At 71.4% G+C, this 19,982-nt stretch carries 5 protein-coding genes; all 5 read right to left on the reverse strand.

Annotated features, from left to right (window positions below):
• Positions 1 to 1,358, reverse strand: a 1,358-nt coding sequence (locus D7Y15_RS19240) for an MFS transporter (protein WP_121753506.1), incomplete at its 3' end; no start/stop codon positions are given.
• Between the two features lie 92 nt (positions 1,359 to 1,450).
• Positions 1,451 to 5,986, reverse strand: a complete 4,536-nt coding sequence (locus tag D7Y15_RS19245; RefSeq protein WP_158629072.1) for a type I polyketide synthase — start codon at positions 5,984 to 5,986, stop codon at positions 1,451 to 1,453.
• Positions 5,979 to 9,302 (reverse strand): non-ribosomal peptide synthetase, encoded by a 3,324-nt coding sequence (locus tag D7Y15_RS19250; protein ID WP_121753508.1) that lies wholly within the window; start codon positions 9,300 to 9,302, stop codon positions 5,979 to 5,981. The genes D7Y15_RS19245 and D7Y15_RS19250 overlap by 8 nt, the downstream gene beginning before the upstream one ends.
• 2 nt (positions 9,303 to 9,304) lie before the next feature.
• Entirely contained in the window at positions 9,305 to 15,277 is a 5,973-nt protein-coding gene (locus D7Y15_RS19255) for a type I polyketide synthase (protein ID WP_121753509.1), read from the reverse strand.
• A 39-nt stretch (positions 15,278 to 15,316) separates the two neighbouring features.
• Complete coding sequence (locus D7Y15_RS19260) at positions 15,317 to 19,975, reverse strand: type I polyketide synthase (protein ID WP_121753510.1); 4,659 nt, start codon at positions 19,973 to 19,975, stop codon at positions 15,317 to 15,319.
• Positions 19,976 to 19,982: the final 7 nt, after the last annotated feature.

Raw genomic sequence — 19,982 nt, forward strand, 5'->3', positions numbered from 1 at the left:
GTGTCAGGGGGGGCGGGCGGCGTGTCCGGGAGCGCGTCCGGCAGCTCCTTGTCCAGGTTGCGCAGGCGCGGGTTGAGCCACCCGACCGTGACGTTCGCGAGCGTCAGCAGGCCCAGGACGATGAAGATGACGGCGATGCCGCGCCCCGGGCCCACGCCCAGCAGGCGGCCCATGGTGCTGGCGAGCACGCCCCCCTCGCGCATGGCGGGCTCGAAGATGTCATCCGCGAGCGGCCCCGCGATGAGGCTCGCGAACGGCGACACGCAGAGGATGACCATCCGCTTCACGGCGGCGGCGCGACCTTGGAGGTCCGAGGGAATCTTGCGCTGCCAGATGGACTGGATGCCCGCCATCACGGGCGGCATGGTGAACAGGTAGAGCGCGGCGGCGGCGGCGACCAGCGCCACGCTGGGCGACGGCGCGGCCATGAAGAGCACCACGCCCGAAAACGCATGGAAGCCGAGGATGCCGTACAGCGGGTTCTTGGGGCCGCCCCACACGCCCATGCCGATGCCGCCCAGGAGCGCGCCCACGCCCGCGATGGACGCGATGCGGCCCAGCGTGGAGATGTCCGTGAAGGCGAGCACCAGGGGGGTGATCAGCAGCACCACCAGGTCCATGCACAGCACGGCCACGCCGGTGAAGGCCATCAGGGACAAGAGCCCCTTGCGCGCGCTGATGAAGCTCCAGCCCTGCTTCATCTCCGTGAACAGCGACCCCTTGCCCTGCTGGCCCTCCGCGGAGACGGTGGGCCGAGGGAAGCGGACCATCAGCAGGGTGGTGACGGCGATGAAGAAGCTGCAGACGTCCACCGTCAGCACGCCCACCAGGCCCACGCTGTCGATGAGCGCTCCCGCGATGATGGGGGAGAGGATCTGGCTGGCGCCGCTGGCCACCTCCGCCATGGCGTTGGCGCGGCCCAGGTGCTGCTTGGGCACGATGAGCGTCACGGTGGCGAAGAAGGCCGGCCAGCGGAAGGCGCCGAAGCACGAGCCCAGGGAGACGGGCAGGTAGAAGTGCCAGGTCTCGAGCTTGAACATCCCCCGGTCGCTGGCCATCAACATGCCGAAGATGAGCATGGTGGTGAAGCCGTTGCCCAGGTCCGCCAGCAGCATGGCGCGGCGGCGATCCCACCGGTCGATGAGCGTCCCCGCGATGGGGGACAGCACCACCATGGGGGCGAGCGCGAAGAAGGACAGCAGCGCGAACTGCGTGGTGGAGCGCGTGTCGAGGAAGACCTTCGCGCCCACGCCGAAGGACGTGAGGCCGGAGCCGAGGATCGAGATGAGCTGGCCGAACCAGGTGATCCAGAAGACCCGCATGGGCTGGGTGATGGTCAGGCGTTGCGCGAGGCTCATTCCAAGTCTCTTTCTCCTGGGGGGCAGGAGGGTCAAGGGCCCGCGCACCGTACTACGGGAGTGCGCGCGGGCCCGGCGTTGCTAAGGGGATTTCAGCTCTGCTCCAGCTCCGCGAGCATGGCTTCCAGGGCTTCGGGGTCGAGCTGACTGGCGCTCGCCTCCACGATGGCCACCGTCATCACCTCCACGGTGGGGGACTCGAAGAGGGCGCGCATGGACAGCTCGACCTGGAAGGCCTCGCGGATGCGCGACAGCAGCTGCACGCCCAGCAGCGAGTGGCCGCCCAGCTCGAAGAAGTTGTCGGTGATGCCCACCGACTCCAAGCCCAGCAGGTCCTGCCAGAGCGCGGCGACCTTCTCCTCGGTCTCGTCGCGCGGCGCGACGAAGGCGTTGGCGAGCGGGGGACGCGGGTGCTTGCCGCTGGCGCTTCCGCCCGCGCGGGAGGTGGAGGCACCGTCGCGAGCCACCTGACGCCGCGCCTCCAGTGACCCGAGCGACGCGAGGAAGCGTCCTCCGGTGGGCTGGGTGAGCAGCGCGCGCAGGAGGCGGAAGCCCTCGGTGGGGGAGATGACGGCGTCGGGCCGGAAGCCCTCGCCCACGCCCCACACGTCCCAGTCCACGGTGTACCAGCGGGTGCCGCCCAGCCGGGCCTGCCGGGCCGCCACCGCGTCCATGCCGGAGTGCGCCGCCGCTACCGCGCTGACCGCCATGCCGCCCAGCACCACGGTGAGGGAGGACTGCACGATGACGAAGTCCGGCTGCCGTGACGACAGCGCCTCCGCCAGCTGCGTGAGGCCTCCGAAGCGGCCGGACAGCAGCGGAGTGGTGGCCTCCGGCGTGGCCTCGGCCACGGAGATGCGGGTGGCCATGCCGCCGTCGCCGGCCGCGTAGAAGACGCCGTCGATGCGGCCGAACTTCGACTCCGCGACCTGGAGCGCCTTGTCGAGCTGACCGGGGATGCCCGCGTCCGCGCGCAGCGCCAGGACCTGTGCGCCTGAGCGCTCCAATGCGCGCATGCGGTCGATGGCCTTGGACGTCGCGTCCTGCGCGTCATGGCCCGCGCGCCACGCGTCCCATTCTCCGGGAGCGGGCAGCGTGCGGCGAGACAGCAGCACGAGCTTCGGCTTCACCGCCTGCGTGAGCTGCTCCGCGAGCGCAAGGCCCACGCGGCCCAGACCCCCGACGATGACGTAGACCCCACCGTCCTTGAGTCCGGCCTGCTCCGTGGAGGCCGGGACGTCGATGGTCTCGAACGCCTCGACGTGCCGGTACGGACCGCGCAGCGCGACCACGGGGTCCTTGCCGGCGGCCAGCTCCGTCACCATCCGCTCCAGCCACGGGCCGGACGCGGACTCGTCCGGCGCGGGCCAGGTGACGTCGACGGCGCGCACGGTGAGGCCGGGGTACTCCTGCGGCAGCACGCGGCTGGCACCGACCGCGGCCGCCTGCCAGGGCAGCAACGGCTCTTCACCCGTGACGTCCTGGGCGCCGGTGGTCACCACGTCCAGCATCACGGGCGTCTTCGCCGCGCCCGGGCCCACGGCCTTCGCCAGCGCGAGCAGTCCGTGGACGGACGTCGCGAGCCCCGACTCCAGGTCGCGCGGCTCCTTCACCAGCGGCCACAGGTAGGCGATATGCGCGGGCGTCCAGTCCTCGCCACGCAGGCGCTCCAGGTGCTCGCTCAGCGCGTCGGGCGAGGCCACATCCACGGCGAAGCGCTTCGTCACTGGATCCGACGCGCCCTGTCCCGCGACGAGCGACACCACGTCCGCGCCCGCCTGGCGCAGCCGCTCCGACACGCGTGCAGCCACCGGCGTGTCCGCTTCCAGCACCAGCCAGCGCTGGCCGGAAAGCGACGGCACTTGCGGCGAGGCGCGCGTGCGCGGCCACGCGGGGACGGTCAACTCCACGCCCTGCGTCGTCACAGTCCGCGCGGCGGCGGCGCGAGGCAGCGCGGGCGGCGGGCCCTTGAGCAGGTCGTAGCGCTCGCGCTGGAAGGGGTAGGCGGGCAGGGGGATGCGGCGGCGGGCCTCGCCCTTGTAGGCGCGGCCGGCAGTCGACTTCGCGCCCGCGAGCCACAGCTTCGCGAACGCATCCGTGGCGTGCGTGAGCGCGTCCTGTTGGGCGTCGCGCGGCGCGGGCAGCGTCGAGAGGATGGCCGGGAAGGTGCCTTCGGCGGCGTTGCGGCGCACCAGCGTGGCCAGCGCGTTGCCGGGGCCGAGCTCCAGGAAGACGTGCTCGGGGTCGTTCAACAGCAGCGTCGCCGAGTCCTGGAATCGCACGGCGTCGCGCAGGTGACGCGCCCAGTACGCCGGGCTCACCGCGTCCTCGCGCGTCACCCAGGTGCCGGTGACGTTGGACAGGTAGAGGTCCTTCGGCTCCTTGCGCGCGACCTTCGCCACCGACTGGCGGAACTCCTCCACGATGGGGTCCATCATGTGGGAGTGGAACGCGTGCGACGTGTGCAGCCGCGACACCTCCACCTTCTGCGCCTCCAGCTTCGCCTGGAGCGCGTCCACCGCGTCGGTGGGGCCCGCCACGACGGTGAAGCCCGGCGCGTTCACGGCGGCCACGGAGATGCGCGCATCCATCAGCGGTGCCAGAGCCTCCGGCGTCATCCGCACGGACAACATGGAGCCCGAGGGCAGCGACTGCATCAGCCGGCCGCGCGTGGCCACCAGCGCCAGCGCGTCGTCCAGGCTGAACACGCCGGACAGGCACGCGGCCACGTACTCACCGATGCTGTGGCCCACCATCGCCTGCGGCGTCACACCCCAGGACGCCCATAGCTTCGCGAGCGCGTACTCGATGACGAACAGCGCGGGCTGCGTGAGGGACGTCTGCTTGAGCTGCTCGGTGGCCTTCTCGCGCCCGTCCGCGGGCGGATAGAGCACGGTGCGCAGGTCCAGGCCCAGGTGCGGCTTCAGCTTCTCCGCGCACGCGTCCACCTCCGTGCGGAAGGCGGGCTCCTGCTCGTAGAGGCCCCGGCCCATGTCCACGTACTGCGAACCCTGGCCGGAGAAGAGGAACACCACCGGCCGGCGCGTATTGGTGCCGGAGCCACCCAGCAGCCGCCGAGCGTCCCGCAGCGCCGCCTTCGCATCCGCCACGTCCTTCACCACCACCGCGCGGCGATGCTCGTGCGCATGCCGGCCCACCTGGAGCGTGTAGGCCACGTCCGCCAGGGACACGTTCGGATTCGCGTCCAGGTGCGCGGCCAGCCGCTCCGTCGCCGCGTCCAGCGCCGCGAGCGTGCGGGCGGACAGGGGCAGCACGTGCCACGCACGGCGCGACGGCGCGGGGGCGGCGCTCTTCGGGGCCTCCTCCAGGATGACGTGCGTGTTGGTGCCGCCGATGCCGAAGGCGCTCACGCCCGCGCGACGAGGCCCGTTCGCGGACGTCCACGGACGGGGCTGCGAGGGCACGAAGAAGGGCCCCGCGTCGAAGTCGATGACGGGGTTGGCCTGTTGGAAGTGGGGGCTCGCGGGAATCTCGCCGTGCTCCATGGCGAGCACTGTCTTCACCACGCCCGCGATGCCGGCCGCCGCGTCCAGGTGGCCGATGGCCGCCTTGAGCGAGCCCAGCGCCACGCGCTTCTGGCCCGTCTCCTTTCCACCGAAGGCATGGTTGAGCGCGGCCACTTCAATCGGGTCGCCCAGCGGGGTGCCTGTCGCGTGGGCCTCCACGTACTGGATGTCGTCCGGCGTGACGCCAGAGATGGCGAGCGCCTCCGCGATGACCGCGGCCTGGCCCTCCACGCTGGGCGCGGTGAAGCCCACCTTGCCCGCGCCGTCGTTGTTCACCGCCGTGCCCAGCAGCACGCCGTGGATGGTGTCGCCGTCCTTCAGCGCGTCGGACAGACGCTTGAGCACGACCACCGCCGCGCCCGCGCCGCGCACGGTGCCGTTGGCCTTCGAGTCGAACGCGCGGCAGTAGCCGTCCGGCGAGAAGATCATCCCCTCCTGGTAGAGGTAGCCCGCCGTCTGCGGGAAGGACACGGACGAGCCGCCCGCGAGCGCCATGTCGCTCTCGCCGGACAGCAGGCTCTGGCACGCCAGGTGGAGCGCCACCAGCGAGCTGGAGCACGCCGTCTGCACCGTCGCGGAGGGGCCTCGCAGGCCCAGCCGGTGGGACACGCGCGTCGCCACGTAGTCCTTGTCGTTGGCCAGCATCACGCCGAACGAACCGGCCGCGTCCATCAGGTCCGGCTGCCGCATCAGTGCGCGCAGCAGGTACGAGCTCAGGCTCACGCTGGCGTAGACGGCCACCGCGCCCTTGAAGCGGCCCGGGTCGTAGCCGGCGTTGTCCAGCGACTCCCACGCGCACTCCATGAAGATGCGCTGCTGGGGGTCCATCAGCTCCGCCTCGCGCGGGCTGTAGCCGAAGAGGCCCGCGTCGAACTCCGTGGCGCCCTCCAGCACATAACTGGAGCGCACCCACTGCGGATGGGCGCGCAGGGCAGGGGGAACGCCCGCGTCGTCCAGCTCCGCGTCCGTGGGCACGCGGCGCGCGTCGCCACCGCGCCGGAGCATCTCCCAGAAGCCCTCCAGCGTCTGCGCACCCGGGAAGCGGCCCGACAGGCCGACGATCGCGATGCGCTCCTCGCCACCACCCACTGTGTCACTCATCCGCGTCTCCATCCGTTTCCACCCGACCGCGCGAGGCTCCCGCGCGGCGGTTGACCGTGCGTCGCGCCTCGGCACGGGAGCGGCCTGCCTGCGCCGCGTCCTCCGAGGGCGTGTCCTCCCGGCGCGACAGCCGCGCCGCCAGTGCCCGCACGGTGGGGTACTGGAAGAGGTCCGTGAGCGCCAGCGTCACGCCCAGCTCCGCCGTCAACCGGCGGTGGAGCTGGAGGGCGAGCAGCGAGTTGCCACCCAGCTCGAAGAAGGGGTCGTCCAGGCCCACCTGCTCCACGTGGAGCAGGTCCTTCCATGCCTGGGCGATCTGCTGCTCGATGGCCGTCCCCGGCGCCACGAAGGGCCGCGAAGGATCCGCGCCACCGGACTCTGGCGCGGGCAGCGCCTTGCGGTCCGCCTTGCCGTTGGGGCTGAGCGGCATGCGCTCCAGCACCACGATGTTGGACGGGACCATGTACTCGGGCAGCCGCTCCAGCAGGTAGGTGCGCAGCGCCGCGCCCTCCGGCTTCGCGTCCTTGCCGGTGACGTAGGCCACCAGCCGCTTCTGTCCCGGCCGGTCCTCGCGCGCGAGCACCACCGCCTGGCGCACCGTGGGGTGCTTCTCCAGCGAGGACTCAATCTCGCCCAGTTCGATGCGCAGGCCGCGGATCTTCACCTGGAAGTCCGCGCGGCCCAGGTATTCGATTTCTCCGTCCGGCAGCCACCGCGCCACGTCGCCCGTGCGGTACATGCGCGCGCCCGGCACCGTCGCGTACGGATCCGGAATGAAGCGCTCTGCCGTCAGCGAGGGCCGCGCCAGATATCCGCGCCCCACCTGCACGCCGCCGATGTACAGCTCGCCCGCCGCGCCTTGCGGCACTGGCTGGAACTCCGCGTCCAGGATGCGGATCTGCGTGTTGTCCACCGGCCGGCCAATGGGCACGGAGCGGCGGCCATCGTTCGCCTGGCACGCGTGGAACGTCACGTCCACCGCGGCCTCGGTGGGGCCGTAGAGGTTGTGCAGCCCCGCGCCGGGCAGCGTGCGCAGGCACAGCTCCTTCAGCTCCAGCGGCAGCGCTTCACCGCTGCACACCACGCGCTTCAGCGACGTGCACTCGGCCACGCCCGGCTCGTCCAGGAAGGCCTGGAGCATGGACGGCACGAAGTGCAGCGTGGTGACGGACGCGGAGGCAATCAGCGACTTGAGGTAGCTCGGGTCCTGGTGTCCGCCGGGCTTCGCGACCACCAGCTTCGCGCCCGTCATCAGCGGCCAGAAGAACTCCCAGACGGACACGTCGAAGCTGAACGGCGTCTTCTGGAGCACCACGTCCCGCGGCGTGAGCTGGTAGGCGGACTGCATCCACAACAGGCGGTTCACCACCGGGCCGTGCGCGTTCATCGCGCCCTTGGGTCGGCCCGTGCTGCCAGACGTGAAGATGATGTACGCCAGCGAGTCCGGCGTGGCAGTCGGCGCGGGCGCGGTGGTGGGCTCGCGGGCAATCTCCTCCCAGCCCGTGTCCAGCTTCACCACCTTCGCATCCGACGCCGGAAGCCGCGCGAGAAGCCGCTCCTGCACCAGCAGCACCGGCGGACGCGCGTCCTCCAGCATCCAACCCAGGCGCTCCTGCGGGTAGCCCGGATCCAGCGGCACGTAGGCGCCGCCCGCCTTCAGCGTGCCCAGCAGGCCCACCACCATCTCCAGCGAGCGCTCCACGCACAGGCCGACGCGGACTTCCGGTCCCACGCCGTGCTTGCGCAGCGCGTGCGCCAGCTGGTTCGCGCGGGTGTCCAGCTCGCGGTAGGTGAGGCGGCTGCCCTCGAACTCCAGGGCGACGGCGTCCGGCGTGCGCGCCACCTGCGCCTCGATGAGCGACGTGAGCGTCGCGTCCTTCGGGTGCGTGACGGCGGTGTCGTTCCAGTCCTTCATCACGCGCTGCCGCTCGGCATCGGGCAGCAGCGGCAAGCGGGAGATGGGCACGTCCGGCTGCGCGACGATGCCTTCGAGCAGCGTCAGGTAGTGGCCCAGGAGCCGCTCCGCGGTGGAGCGCTCGAAGAGGTCGGTGCTGTACTCGGCGATGACGCGCAGGCCCTGCGGCAGGTCCACCAGCAGGAGCGACAGGTCGTACTTCGTCGTGCCGGTGTCCACCGGCTTCGCCTCCATCACCAGACCCGGGGCCTCCAGGGCCGGCATGGGCGCGTTCTGCAGGACGAACATCACCTGGAAGATGGGCGAGTGGCTGAGGTGCCGCTCCGGCTTGAGCGCGTCCACCAGCCGCTCGAAGGGGATGTCCTGGTGCGCGTACGCGTCCAGCGTGGACTCGTGCACGCGGTTCAGCAGCTCCTTGAACGTGGGCTTGCCGGACAGGTCCGAGCGCAGCGCCAGCATGTTCACGAACAGGCCGATGAGCCCCTCCACCTCCGCGCGCGGACGGCCCGCGATGGGCGTGCCCACCACGATGTCGTCCTGCCCGGTGTAGCGGGACAGCAGCACGTTGAAGGCGGACAGCAGCGTGACGAAGAGCGTGCGGCCCTCGCGCTGGCCCAGCGCCTTGAGCGCCTGGGTGAGGGCGGGGGACAGGTGCATCACCTGCCGCTCGCCCTTGGAACTCATCAGCGCCGGACGCGGCTTGTCCTGGGGCAGCTCCAGCAGCGCGTTGGGGTTGAGCCGGTTCTTCCAGTAGGTGAGCTGGCGCTCCAGCTCCGCGCCCTGGAGCCATTCCTTCTGCCACGCCGCCCAGTCCGCGTACTGCAGCGGCAGGGGCTTGAGCGGCGAGGGCTGACCTTCCAGGCACGCGCGGTACAGCACCGCCAACTCGTGCACGAGCACGCCCATGGACCAACCGTCGGAGACGATGTGGTGCTGATCCACCAGCAACACCTGCTCGCCGTTGCCCAGGAGCATCAGCACCGCGCGCAGCAGCGGCCCCTGCTCCAGGCTGAACGGCTGCTGCGCGAGCGTGACCACGCGCCGCTGGGCCTCAGCCTCGCGCTCGGTCACCGGCAGTCCCTGGAGGTCCATCACCTCCAGCGGCACTTCGCCCGTGGAGGCGATGACCTGCGCGCCGCCGCCTTCGCGCTCCTGGAAGGTGGTGCGCAGCGTGTCGTGCCGCTCCACCAGCAGGGCCAGGGCGCGGCGCAGCGCGTCCGTGTCCACGGTGCCCGTCAATCGCACCGCGGTGGGCATGTGGAACGCCGCGCTGCCGGGGCTCCACTTGTCCAGGAACCACATCCGCTCCTGCGCGAAGGACAGGGGCGCCTGCTTCGAGGCAGGGCGCGACTTGTCCTTCAGGAGCTGCGCCAGGCGTGCTCGCTTCTCTTCGGGCGTCATGTTCAGGCCGCGTCCTCGCTGCTGCTGCTACCACCACCGTCACCGCCGCCCGCGTCTTCCAGCACCGCGAGCAGCTCCGCCACCTGTTCGTCCGACAGCTGGTCCATGTTCTCCAGCAACTTCTCCGCCTCCGCCGCGGACACCTTCTGCTTCGCGGCGGGCGTGGCCACCGGCTGCGCGGTCACCAGGGGCTGCGTGGGCGTGGCGCCCTCCACGGAGTAGCCCAGCCGCTCAATCACCGCGTGGGTGGAGGCGTCGAAGGGGCGGGGCCATTTGATCCGCTTCCAGGACTCGCCCATCTTCTTCTCGATGCCCTGGTGCTGGAGGATGTTCGGGTCGCCCAGGCCGCCCATCATGCGGTCCTTCTTGCCGTCGTACGGCTGGACCATGCGCTCGTCGAACTCGAGCCCCAGGAACCGGGCCACGCCGGTCATGACCTTCGTGGGGTCCGCGACCAGGTCCTCGTAGCGCACCCAGTGGCAGCGCTCGCGGCCGATGCCGTCGAAGAAGTTGAGCAGGTTCCGGTTGGACAGGGCCCACACCGTCTCCGCCACCACGTAGGGGTCCACGTCCGCGTCGCCGAAGAGGCCGGCGGCGAAGAGGCGGTCGAAGCGCATCCGGAGGATGGACTCCATCACCGGGAGCGGGTGGCGGTAGAGGTAGATGTACTTGTTGCCCTCGAACATCCGCTCCGCGCGCTCCAGCGTCTCCACGTCCATGGCGTACGTGGGCGTCTTGTCCACGAGCAGCCGGGGCGAGGACTTCTCCTGGAGGCGGCGGTAGACGTCCTGCGCGGACACGTCATCCGCGACCAGCCGGTCCACCAGCGCGGCGCCGGCGGGCGAGTCCAGCTTCTCCAGCTCCATGAGCGCCCACTGCAGGCCGCCCGTGGTCCACTCCATCTCGCTGCCGAAGCCGATGTTCTCGCGCCACTCGCGCATGCCCTCGAAGAAGAGCAGGTTCACTTCCGGCGGGCAGAACAGCCGCGGGTGTCCCGCGAGCATCACGCGGAACAGCGTGGAGCCCGCGCGCGGGCTGGAGTGCACGAACACCATGGGCGGGTTCTTCTTCGCCGTGTTGGTGCGCTGCATGCCGGACGTCTGCGCGCGATAGGGCTTGAGCGGATACGCGGACAGCGGCTTGTTCTCCGCGAAGCGCTGCGGGTCCTGCAGGCGGTCCATCTCCACCAGCAGGTACTTGGACAGCTCCGGGATGGACGGGTGCGCCTGCACCTCGTGCGGGTAGAGCTGGAACTTGAAGTCCTGCCGCAGGTCGTACTCCAGCTCCGCGCCCAGCGCGTGCAGGTCGTAGCCCTTGAGGCTGCCGTCGGCGGGCAGCTTGTCCAGCGGGATGCGCAGGCCTTCCGAGATGTGGTGGCGCAGGTACTCGGTGAGCAGGGCGGGGCGCTCGGTGGGGAACGCGGTGCGCAGGCGCTCCGCGATGGGCTTCTCCGTGGAGGCCGCGCGCTTGCCCAGCTCCTGCTCCACGCGCCCGGCGACGCCCGCGACGGTGGGCGTCTCGAAGAGGCCGCGCAGCGACAGGTCCACCTTCAGCACCGCGTGGATGTGGTTGCGCAGCTGCGTGGCCAGCAGCGAGTGGCCGCCCAGCTCGAAGAAGTTGTCGTTGATGCCGATGCCGCCGATTCCCAGCACCTGCTCCCAGATGCCCGCGACGGTCTTCTCCAGCTCCGTGCGAGGCGCGGCGTAGGGCGTGAGGATGGAGGGCCGCGCGTGCTTGTTGCCCTTCGCCGCGTCCTTCTTGCCCTTCTCCGTCTTCGCGGCACGAGGCCCCTGACGGCGGCGCGCGGCCAGGTCACCGGTGGAGACAGCCAGCCGGCCACTCTCGCCATGCGACAGCGCGCGGCGCAGCGCCTCCAGGCCTTCGGCGGGCTGGATGGCGAACTGGGCCAGCGTGGGGGACAGCTCCGCCATGGCCTGCGCGTCCGCGAACTGCCACGCGTCCCAGTCCACGCTCAGCCACGGGTAGGCGAAGCCCTCCGTGCGCGCTTCCGCGAAGGCGTCCATGAAGGCGCTGGCGGAGGCCTGCGCCACCTGACCCAGGCCGCCCAGCACGGACGACAGCGACGACACGAGGAGGCAGAACGCGGGGCCTTCCTTCGGGAGCACCTCTTCCAGCACCCGCACGCCGTGCACCTGCGGGCGGAAGTGCCAGGCGCACTCGTCCGGGCCCGTCTCCGCGATGGTGCCCAGCGTGGCGCCCTGCATGCCGCCCGCCGCGTGGATGACGCCGTCGATGCGGCCGAAGCGCGCCACCGCCGCGTCCACCACGCCGCGCATGGACTCCACTTCGGTGAGGGACGCCGGCAGCACCAGCATCTCCACGCCCGTGCGCTCCAGGGCCAGCGCGCGCTGGATGCGGCGGGACACCGCGTCCTCCACGCCGTGCTTCTCCACCCACGCCGTCCACTGGCCGCGGCTGGGGAAGTCCGCCGTCTCCACCAGCGTCAGCTTCGCGTGGTGAACCGTGGCCAGCTCGGACGCCAGCGCATGTCCGATGCCGGTGAGGCCGTCGGTGATGAGGTACGCGCCGCCGTCGCGCAGCACCTCCGCGCCGGCCGCCTCCAGGCGCACGGGCTCGAAGGTCTGCACCCAACGCTGGCGGCCACGCAGGGCCACCACCGCGTCACGCGGTTCGGCGCGCAGCTCCGCGGTCAGCCGGTCCGCCACCGCGCTTGCGTCGCCGGGCACCACGTCCACGAAGCGGCACGCGAGGTTCGGGTACTCCTGCGGCAGCACGCGCGAGGGGCCCACCAGCAGGGACTGCTCCGGCAGCTGCGCGTCCGCCTGCTCCACGCGGGCGGAGCGGCTGGTCACCACGGACCAGGTGAGCGGCTCGATATGGCCCGTGTCGCCCAGGGCGCGAGCGAGGAACAGCTGGCTGTGGAAGCCCAGGTCCAGCGACTTCTCCTGGGACACAGGCTCGCGCGACAGGCTCCACAGGTGCACCACGTTGGAGAATGCGCGGCCCTGCTTCTTCAGCGCCTCCAGCACCGCGCAGAAGTCCTCGCGGCGCGCCGGGTCCACCGTGAACGTGCCGTCCGGACGCTGCTCGAAGCGCGCGCCGGGGACGACGCGGAAGACGTCTCCATCCAGCTTCGGCGCCAGGGCCTCCGCCACGCCGGTGTCGTCCGCGAGCACCAGCCAGCCCGCGCCCGCCGCGTCCTTCGCCTTGGGTAGCGGGGACAGCTTCCACGACGGCGCGTAGAACCAGTCCGCCACGTCCGAGCGCTTCGCCAGCGACGCGGGCGCGTCCGCGCGGGCACCACCGCCCAGCGGCTTCGCGTCGATCCAGTAGCGCTCGCGCTGGAAGGGGTAGGTGGGCAGCGGCACGCGGCGGCGCTGCTCGTTGCCCGCGAAGCCCTTCCAGTCCACCGTCACGCCGCCCAGCCACAGCCGGCCCAGCGCGCCCAGGAGCACCTGGAGGTCCGGCGCCTGCTCGCGCGGGTGACGCGTGGAGGAGATGAGTACGCGCGCTTCCGCGCCCGGCTGCTGCTTCGCCAGCGTGGTGAGCACCGTGCCGGGGCCCACCTCCAGCAGGGCCGCCTGCGGCCACTTGCGGGAAAGCTCCTGGAGGCCCACGGAGAAGCGCACGGCCTGACGCAGGTGCGTGGCCCAGTAGCCCGGGTCGGTCGCCTGCGCCGCTTCAATCCAGGTGCCCGTCACGTTGGACAGGAAGGGCAGGGTGGGCGCGTTGAGCTTCACCTGGCGCACGCGCTCGGTGAAGGGCGCGAGGATGGGGTCCATCATCGCGGAGTGGAACGCGTGCGACGTGTGCAGCCGCGACACCTCCACGCCCTGCGCCTCCAGCTTTGCCTGGAGCGCGTCCACCGCGTCGGTGGGACCGGCCACGACGGTGAAGCCCGGCGCGTTCACGGCGGCCACGCTGACGTTCGCGGGGAGCAGCGGCTTGAGCGCGGACTCGTCCAGCTTCGCGGACAGCATGGCGCCCGAGGGCAGCCCCTGCATCAGCTTGCCGCGCGCGGCCACCAGCGCCAGCGCGTCATCCAGGCTGAACACGCCCGCGAGGCATGCTGCCACGTACTCACCGATGCTGTGCCCCAGCATCGCGGAGGGCTTCACGCCCCAGGCCATCCACAGCTTCGCCAGCGCGTACTCCACGGCGAAGAGCGCGGGCTGCGTCAGCTCCGTGCGCGTCAGCGCCTGCGTCGCCGCTCCCGCCTTGGAGGCTTCCGGGAAGAGGACCGTGCGCAGGTCCAGGCCCAGGTGCGGCGTCAGCTTGTCCGCGCACGCGTCCAGGTGCCGCTTGAAGGTCGGCTCGGACGCGTACAGGTCGCGCGCCATGCCCACGTACTGCGAGCCCTGGCCGGGGAACAGGAAGGCCACCGGCCGCTCGTGCACGTCCGGCGTGTTCGTCCACTGGCGGGGGCTATTCTCCACCTCCAGCGCGGCGAGCGCGTCGTCTCGGTCACGGCACACCAGCACGCGCCGCTTCGCCATGGCCTGACGGCCCGTCTGGAGCGTGAAGGCCACGTCCGCCAGCGCCTGCGCGGGGTGCGCCTTGAGGTGCGCGGCCAGGTTCTGCGTCGCGGCATCCAGCGCCGCGTCGCTCTTCGCGGACAGCACCAGGAGCTGCGCGGGCCGGGACGCGCCGGACGCGGGAAGGACAGGCGCCTCTTCCAACACGATGTGCGCGTTCGTGCCGCCCACGCCGAAGGAGCTCACGCCCGCGCGGCGCGGATGCTTGGGGTTCGCCTGCCAGTCGGTGAGCTTCGTGTTGACGAAGAACGGGCCGCCCGCGAACGGAATCTCCGGGTTCACCTCCGTCACGTGGAGGCTGGGCGGAATCTGCCGCTGCTCCAGCGTCAGCACGGCCTTGATGAGGCTGGACACGCCGGCCGCGTTGGCCAGGTGGCCGATGTTGCTCTTGAGCGAGCCCACCGGAATCCTGGGCGGGTTCGCCTTCGCCGCCGCCGAGCGGAACTTGAACGCCTTGTTGAGTGCACGCACCTCGATGGGGTCACCCATCTTCGTGCCGGTGCCGTGCGCCTCCAGGTAGCCGATGGTCTCCGGCGCCACGCCCGCCGCGCCCAGGGCCTCGGTGATGACGGTGGCCTGGCCCTCCACGCTGGGGGCGGTGAAGCCCACCTTCAGCGCGCCGTCGTTGTTGATGGCGCTGCCCTTGATGATGGCGTGGATGTGGTCGCCGTCTTCAATGGCGTCCGCCAGCCGCTTGAGCACCACCACGCCCACGCCGCTGCCGAACACCGTGCCCTCCGCCTTCGCGTCGAACGCGCGGCAGTGGCCGTCCGGGGACACGATGCCGCCGGGCACGAAGGGGTAGCCCTCCGGGTGCTTCACGTGCACGGACACGCCACCCGCCAGCGCCAGGTCGCACTCTTCATTCAAGAGGCTCTGGCAGGCCGCGTGCGTGGCGACGAGCGACGTGGAGCACGCGCTGGTGATGGAGTAGCTGGGGCCGCGCAGGTTGAGCTTGTACGCGACGCGGGTGGCCAGGAAATCGCCGCCGTTGTTCACGTCGATCTGCACCTGGTCCATGCCGCTCAACTGGTCGAAGTTGGGGACCAGGTGGAACACCAGGTACGTGTTGGTGGCCGCGCCCGCGAACACGCCGATGGAGCCGTCGAAGCCCTCCGGCGTGTGGCCCGCCTTCTCCAGCGCCTCCCACGCGCACTCCAGGAAGACGCGCTGCTGCGGGTCCATCAGCTCCGCCTCGCGGGGCGTGAAGCCGAAGAAGCCCGCGTCGAACAGCTCCATGCCGGCGAGCGCGGCGCTGGCCTTCACGTGGCGCGGGTCCTTGCGAAGGACCGGGTCCACGCCCAGCTTCTCCAGCTCCGCGTCGGGGACGGGCTGGATGGACTCCACGCCGTCGCGCAGGTTCTTCCAGAAGGAGTCCAGGTCGGGAGCGCCGGGGAAACGTCCGGCCATGCCGACGATGGCGATGGCCTGCGCGTCGATGTTCGATTCAGCGGACATGGGGTGTGCTCGGGCGGCGAAAGGTGGGAGAGGGGACGGCTACTCCTCGTCGGAGGCGCTGTCTCCCCGGCGGTTGGTGCGGCGCGCACGGCGGCGCTCCCCGCGGCTGAGCGCCTCGGTCTCCTCGGGCGCGGCTTCCGTGTCCTCGGTGCCGCTGGCGGCCTTGAGCAGCCTGGCCAGCGCCCCCACGGTGGGGCCTTCGTAGAGGGTGACGGCCGGCAGCGCGACGCCGAACTGCTCGCGCACGCGGGCAATCAGCTTCACGCCGACGAGCGAGTTGCCACCCAGCTCGAAGAAGTTGTCGTGCACGCCGACCTGGTCGATGCCCAGCGTCGTCTGCCAGAGGCGGGCAATCTTCTCCTCCAGCTCGTCGCGAGGCGGCACGTAGGCGTTCTGGAGCGCGGGCCGGGGCGTGGTGCCCAGGGACGAGCCCGCCTCCTGCTTCGCCTCCGCCTGCTCCTGCGCGGCGGCCGGCTGGGCCCACTTGCGCGCGCGGGCGCGCAGGTTGCTCGTGGACACGGCCACGTGCGACACGGCGCCCAACTGGAAGAGCTGCTCGAAGGCGTCCTCGCCTTCCGCCGCAGTGATGGCCAGCGCGCCGAACGGGCTCTGCGCGCCGCCCGCGCGGGACTCGTACTGCCACGCGTCCCAGCCCACGCTCATCCACGGCACCGGCGACGTCTGCGCCTGCTTCGTGGCGAACGCGTCCATGAAGGACGTGGCCGCCGAGTACGCCGCGAGCCCCAGGCCGCCCAGCACCGCCGCCAGCGACGACGACAGCACGCAGAAGTCCAGCGCGCGTCCGCGCACGGCCTCCTCCAGCGCGTACAGCCCGCGCACGCGGCCGTGGAAGGTGTCGCGCACGTCCTCGGGCCGGGTGTCCGGGATGGCGCGGAAGAGCGCCTGGCCCACGTCACCCGCGGCGAAGACCACGCCGTGCAGTGCGCCGAAGTGAGTCAGCGCCACGTCCACGGTCTCCTTCACCTGGACCTTGTTGCCCGCGTCCACGGACACGGTGTGCACCTGGGCGCCCAGCGCCTCCAGCTCCCGCACCTGACGGATGCGGCGGGAGACGGCGTCGTCCTCGCCATGGGCGGACAGATGCGCGTCCCACTGCGAGCGCTCCGGCAGCGCCGTGCGGCCCGCGAGCACCAGCTTCACCTTCGCGCGCTTCGCCAGCGACTTCGCGTGGGAGAAGCCCAGCGTGCCGAAGCCGCCGATGATCAGGTACACGCCCCCGTCGCGCAGCGGCAACTGCGCGGCGCGCGGCGCGTCCGCCGGCACGTGCTCGAAGTGCTGGACCCAGCGGGCCCCGCCCCGGTACGCGATGACGGTCTCCAGCTTGGACGGCGTGGCGGCCTCGGACAGCAGGGCCTCCACCAGCGCCGTCTCCTGCCAGCTGCCGGACGGCGGCAGGCGCACGTCCACGGCCTTCGCGGACAGGTGGCCGTACTCCTGCGGGATGACGCGCACCGGGCCCAGCACCGTGGCCAGCTCCGGGTTCGGCGCCTCGTCGCCCAGCGCCTGCATGCGGTTCGTCACGGCGACCAGCGACACGGGACGGGTGCCCGGCTGACGGCCCAGGGCCTGCGCCAGGGACAACAGCCCCAGGAAGCCCTTGCCCAGCGCGGACTCGAAGTCCGCTTCGCCGTGCGCGTCACCCAGGCCCAGCGTGCCCAGGTGCAGCACGTGGTCCGGGGCGCGGCCCTGCGCGGTGAGCGCCTCCAGCACCGTGGCCTCGCCGCCCAGCGCGAGCGACCAGTGGTGCTCGTCGTGCTTCGCGGTGACGGCGGCCGGGGTGATGCGCACCACGTCCTGGCCGGCCTCACCCAGCTTGAGCGCGAGCCGCGCGCCCACGCCTTCGTTGGCGTCGTCCGGGAGGAGCAGCCACCAGGTGGCCTTCTTCTCGCTCCAGGTGCCCTGCGGCGACGGCAGCGCGCGCTGCCACGACGGCAGGTAGAACCAGCGGGCCACGGGCTGCTTCTGATCCGCGGACGCCCACTCGGCGCGCTCGCCGTCGGCGGCGGTCTCCTTGCGCGGGTCCACCCAGTGGCGCTGACGCTCGAAGGGGGACGTGGGCAGCGCGATGCGGCGGCGCTTCTCACCGCCACGGAACGCGTCCCAGTCCGCCTCCACGCCCTCCAGCCACAGCCGGCCCAGCGTGGCCAGCACGTGGTCCAGGTCCGCGACCTGCTCCTTCGGGTGGCGCAGCGAGTTGATCAGCGCGTGCTTCGCGCCCTTGTCCGGGTGCTGCCGGGCCAGCGTGACGAGCGTGTTGCCCGGGCCCACCTCCAGCAGGATGGCGTCGGACTCCTTGAGCAGCTCGCCCACGCCGTCCGCGAAGCGCACCGCGCCGCGCAGGTGCTTCGCCCAGTAGTCGGGGCTCGTGGCCTGTTCGGCCGTCACCCAGGTGCCGGTGACGTTGGACAGGTAGGGCTTCGTCGGCGCCTTCCGGGCCACCTTGCGCACCGCCTCGCGGAAGGAGTCCAGGATGGGGTCCATCATCGCGGAGTGGAACGCGTGCGACGTGTGCAGCCGCGAGGACGCCAGACCCTGGAGCTTCAGCGTCTCAGTGAACGCGTCCACCAGCGGCGTGGGGCCGGCGACCACGCACGTGGCCGGGCTGTTCACCGCCGCCACGGACAGGCCCTCCGGCAACATGGGCGTGACGTGCTCTTCCGGCAGGGACACCGCGAGCATGGAGCCCGCGGGCAGCGACTGCATCAGGCGGCCACGCGCGGCCACCAGCGCCAGCGCGTCATCCAGGGTGAACACGCCCGCGAGGCACGCGGCCACGTACTCACCGATGCTGTGGCCCACCATCGCGTGCGGCGTCACGCCCCACGACTCCCAGAGCTTCGCCAGCGCGTACTCGATGACGAACAGCGCGGGCTGGGTGAGGCCGGTCTGCTTGAGGCGCTCCGACGCCAGTTCGCGCGACTCCGCGGCCGGGTACAGCACCGTGCGCAGGTCCAGGCCCAGGTGCGGCTTGAGCTTCTCCGCGCAGGTGTCCACCTGGGCGCGGAAGGACTTCTCCGTCTCGTACAGCTCGCGGCCCATGTCCACGTACTGCGAGCCCTGCCCGGAGAACATGAACATCACCGGACGGCCGCTGTTCTCCGCGCTGCCGGAGAAGACGCGGCCCGGGGTGCGCTCCGCCAGCGTGGAGGCCAGCTCCGCAGTGGTGCGCGCCACCACCGCCCGCCGCTTGCCGAAGCGCTTGCGGCCCAGCTGGAGCGTGTGCGCCACGTCCGCCAGGTCCACGTTCGGGTTCTCGCGCAGGTGCGCGGCCAGCCGGTCGGTGGCGACCTCCAGCGAGTTCTCCGTGCGCGCCGACAGCAGCACCACCTGCGCGGGCAGGCGGGCCTTGTCGGTGGCGGGCAGCTCCGGCGCCTCCTCCAGGATGGCGTGCGCGTTGGTGCCGCCCATGCCCAGTGACGTGACGCCCGCGCGGCGCGGCGTCTCACCGCGAGGGAAGTCGCGCAGCTCCGTGTTCACGTAGAACGGGCTGTTGGGGAAGTCGCAAGCCGGGTTGGGCTTCTTGAAGTTGAGGCTGGGCGGAATCACCTTGTGGTGCAGCGTGAGGGCCGCCTTGATGAAGCCCACCGCGCCCGCCGCCGAGTCCAGGTGGCCGATGTTGCTCTTCACCGAGCCCAGCGCGCAGAAGTTCTTCTTGTCCGTGCCCTGGCGGAAGGCCTGCGTGAGCGCCGCGACTTCAATCGGATCCCCGACCTTGGTCGCCGTGCCGTGCGCCTCCACGTAGCCGATGGAGTCCGGATCCACGCCCGCGACCGCCTGCGCCAGCGCGATGACCTCCGCCTGACCCGCGACGGCCGGGGCCATGTAGCTGACCTTCTGCGAGCCGTCGTTGTTCACCGCCGAGCCACGCACCACCGCGTAGACGGTGTCACCGTCCTTGAGCGCGTCCGACAGGCGCTTGAGCGCGACCACCGCCGCGCCGTGGCCGGCGACGAAGCCCGCGGCCTCCTCGTCGAAGGTGTGGCAGTGGCCGTCCGGCGCCGTGGTGCCACCCTCGTGGTACAGGTAGCCCGCCTTCTCCGGGAAGTGGATGGACACGCCACCGGCCAGCGCCATGTCGCACTCGAACGACAGCAGGCTCTGGCAGGCGTAGTGGATGCACGTGAGCGACGTGGAGGACGAGGACTGGACCGTGACGGCCGGCCCCTTCAGGTCCATCCGGTACGCCACTTCCGTGGTGAGGCTGTCCTTGTCGTTGCCGATGGACGCCTGGAGGCTCTCCACCGACGCGACGTGCGCCAGGTGCGAGTACAGGTTGGAGAGCAGGTACGTGTTCATGCTCATGCCGCCGAACACGCCCACGCGGCCGGGCTGGCGCTCCGGGCTGTAGCCGGCGGCCTCCATCGCCTCCCACGCGCACTCCAGGAAGACGCGGTGCTGCGGGTCCATCAGCGCGGCCTCGCGGGGGTTCATCCCGAAGAAGGCCGCGTCGAACTGATCCGTGTCGCCCAGCGTGCCGCGGGCCTTCACGTAGTTGGGCGCGCGGACCATCGCGGGGTCGGCGCCCTCCGCGATGAGCTCCTCATCGGTGAAGAACGTGATGCTCTCCACGCCGCCGGTGAGGTTCTTCCAGAACTCGGAGATGGTCTTCGCACCGGGAAGGCGGCCGCCCAGGCCGATGACCGCGATGCCATCCACTTCGGGAGTTTCAGTGCTCATGGAGCCG

Origin of the sequence: Corallococcus sp. AB030, from assembly GCF_003668965.1 — a bacterium.
Taxonomy (GTDB): domain Bacteria; phylum Myxococcota; class Myxococcia; order Myxococcales; family Myxococcaceae; genus Corallococcus; species Corallococcus exiguus.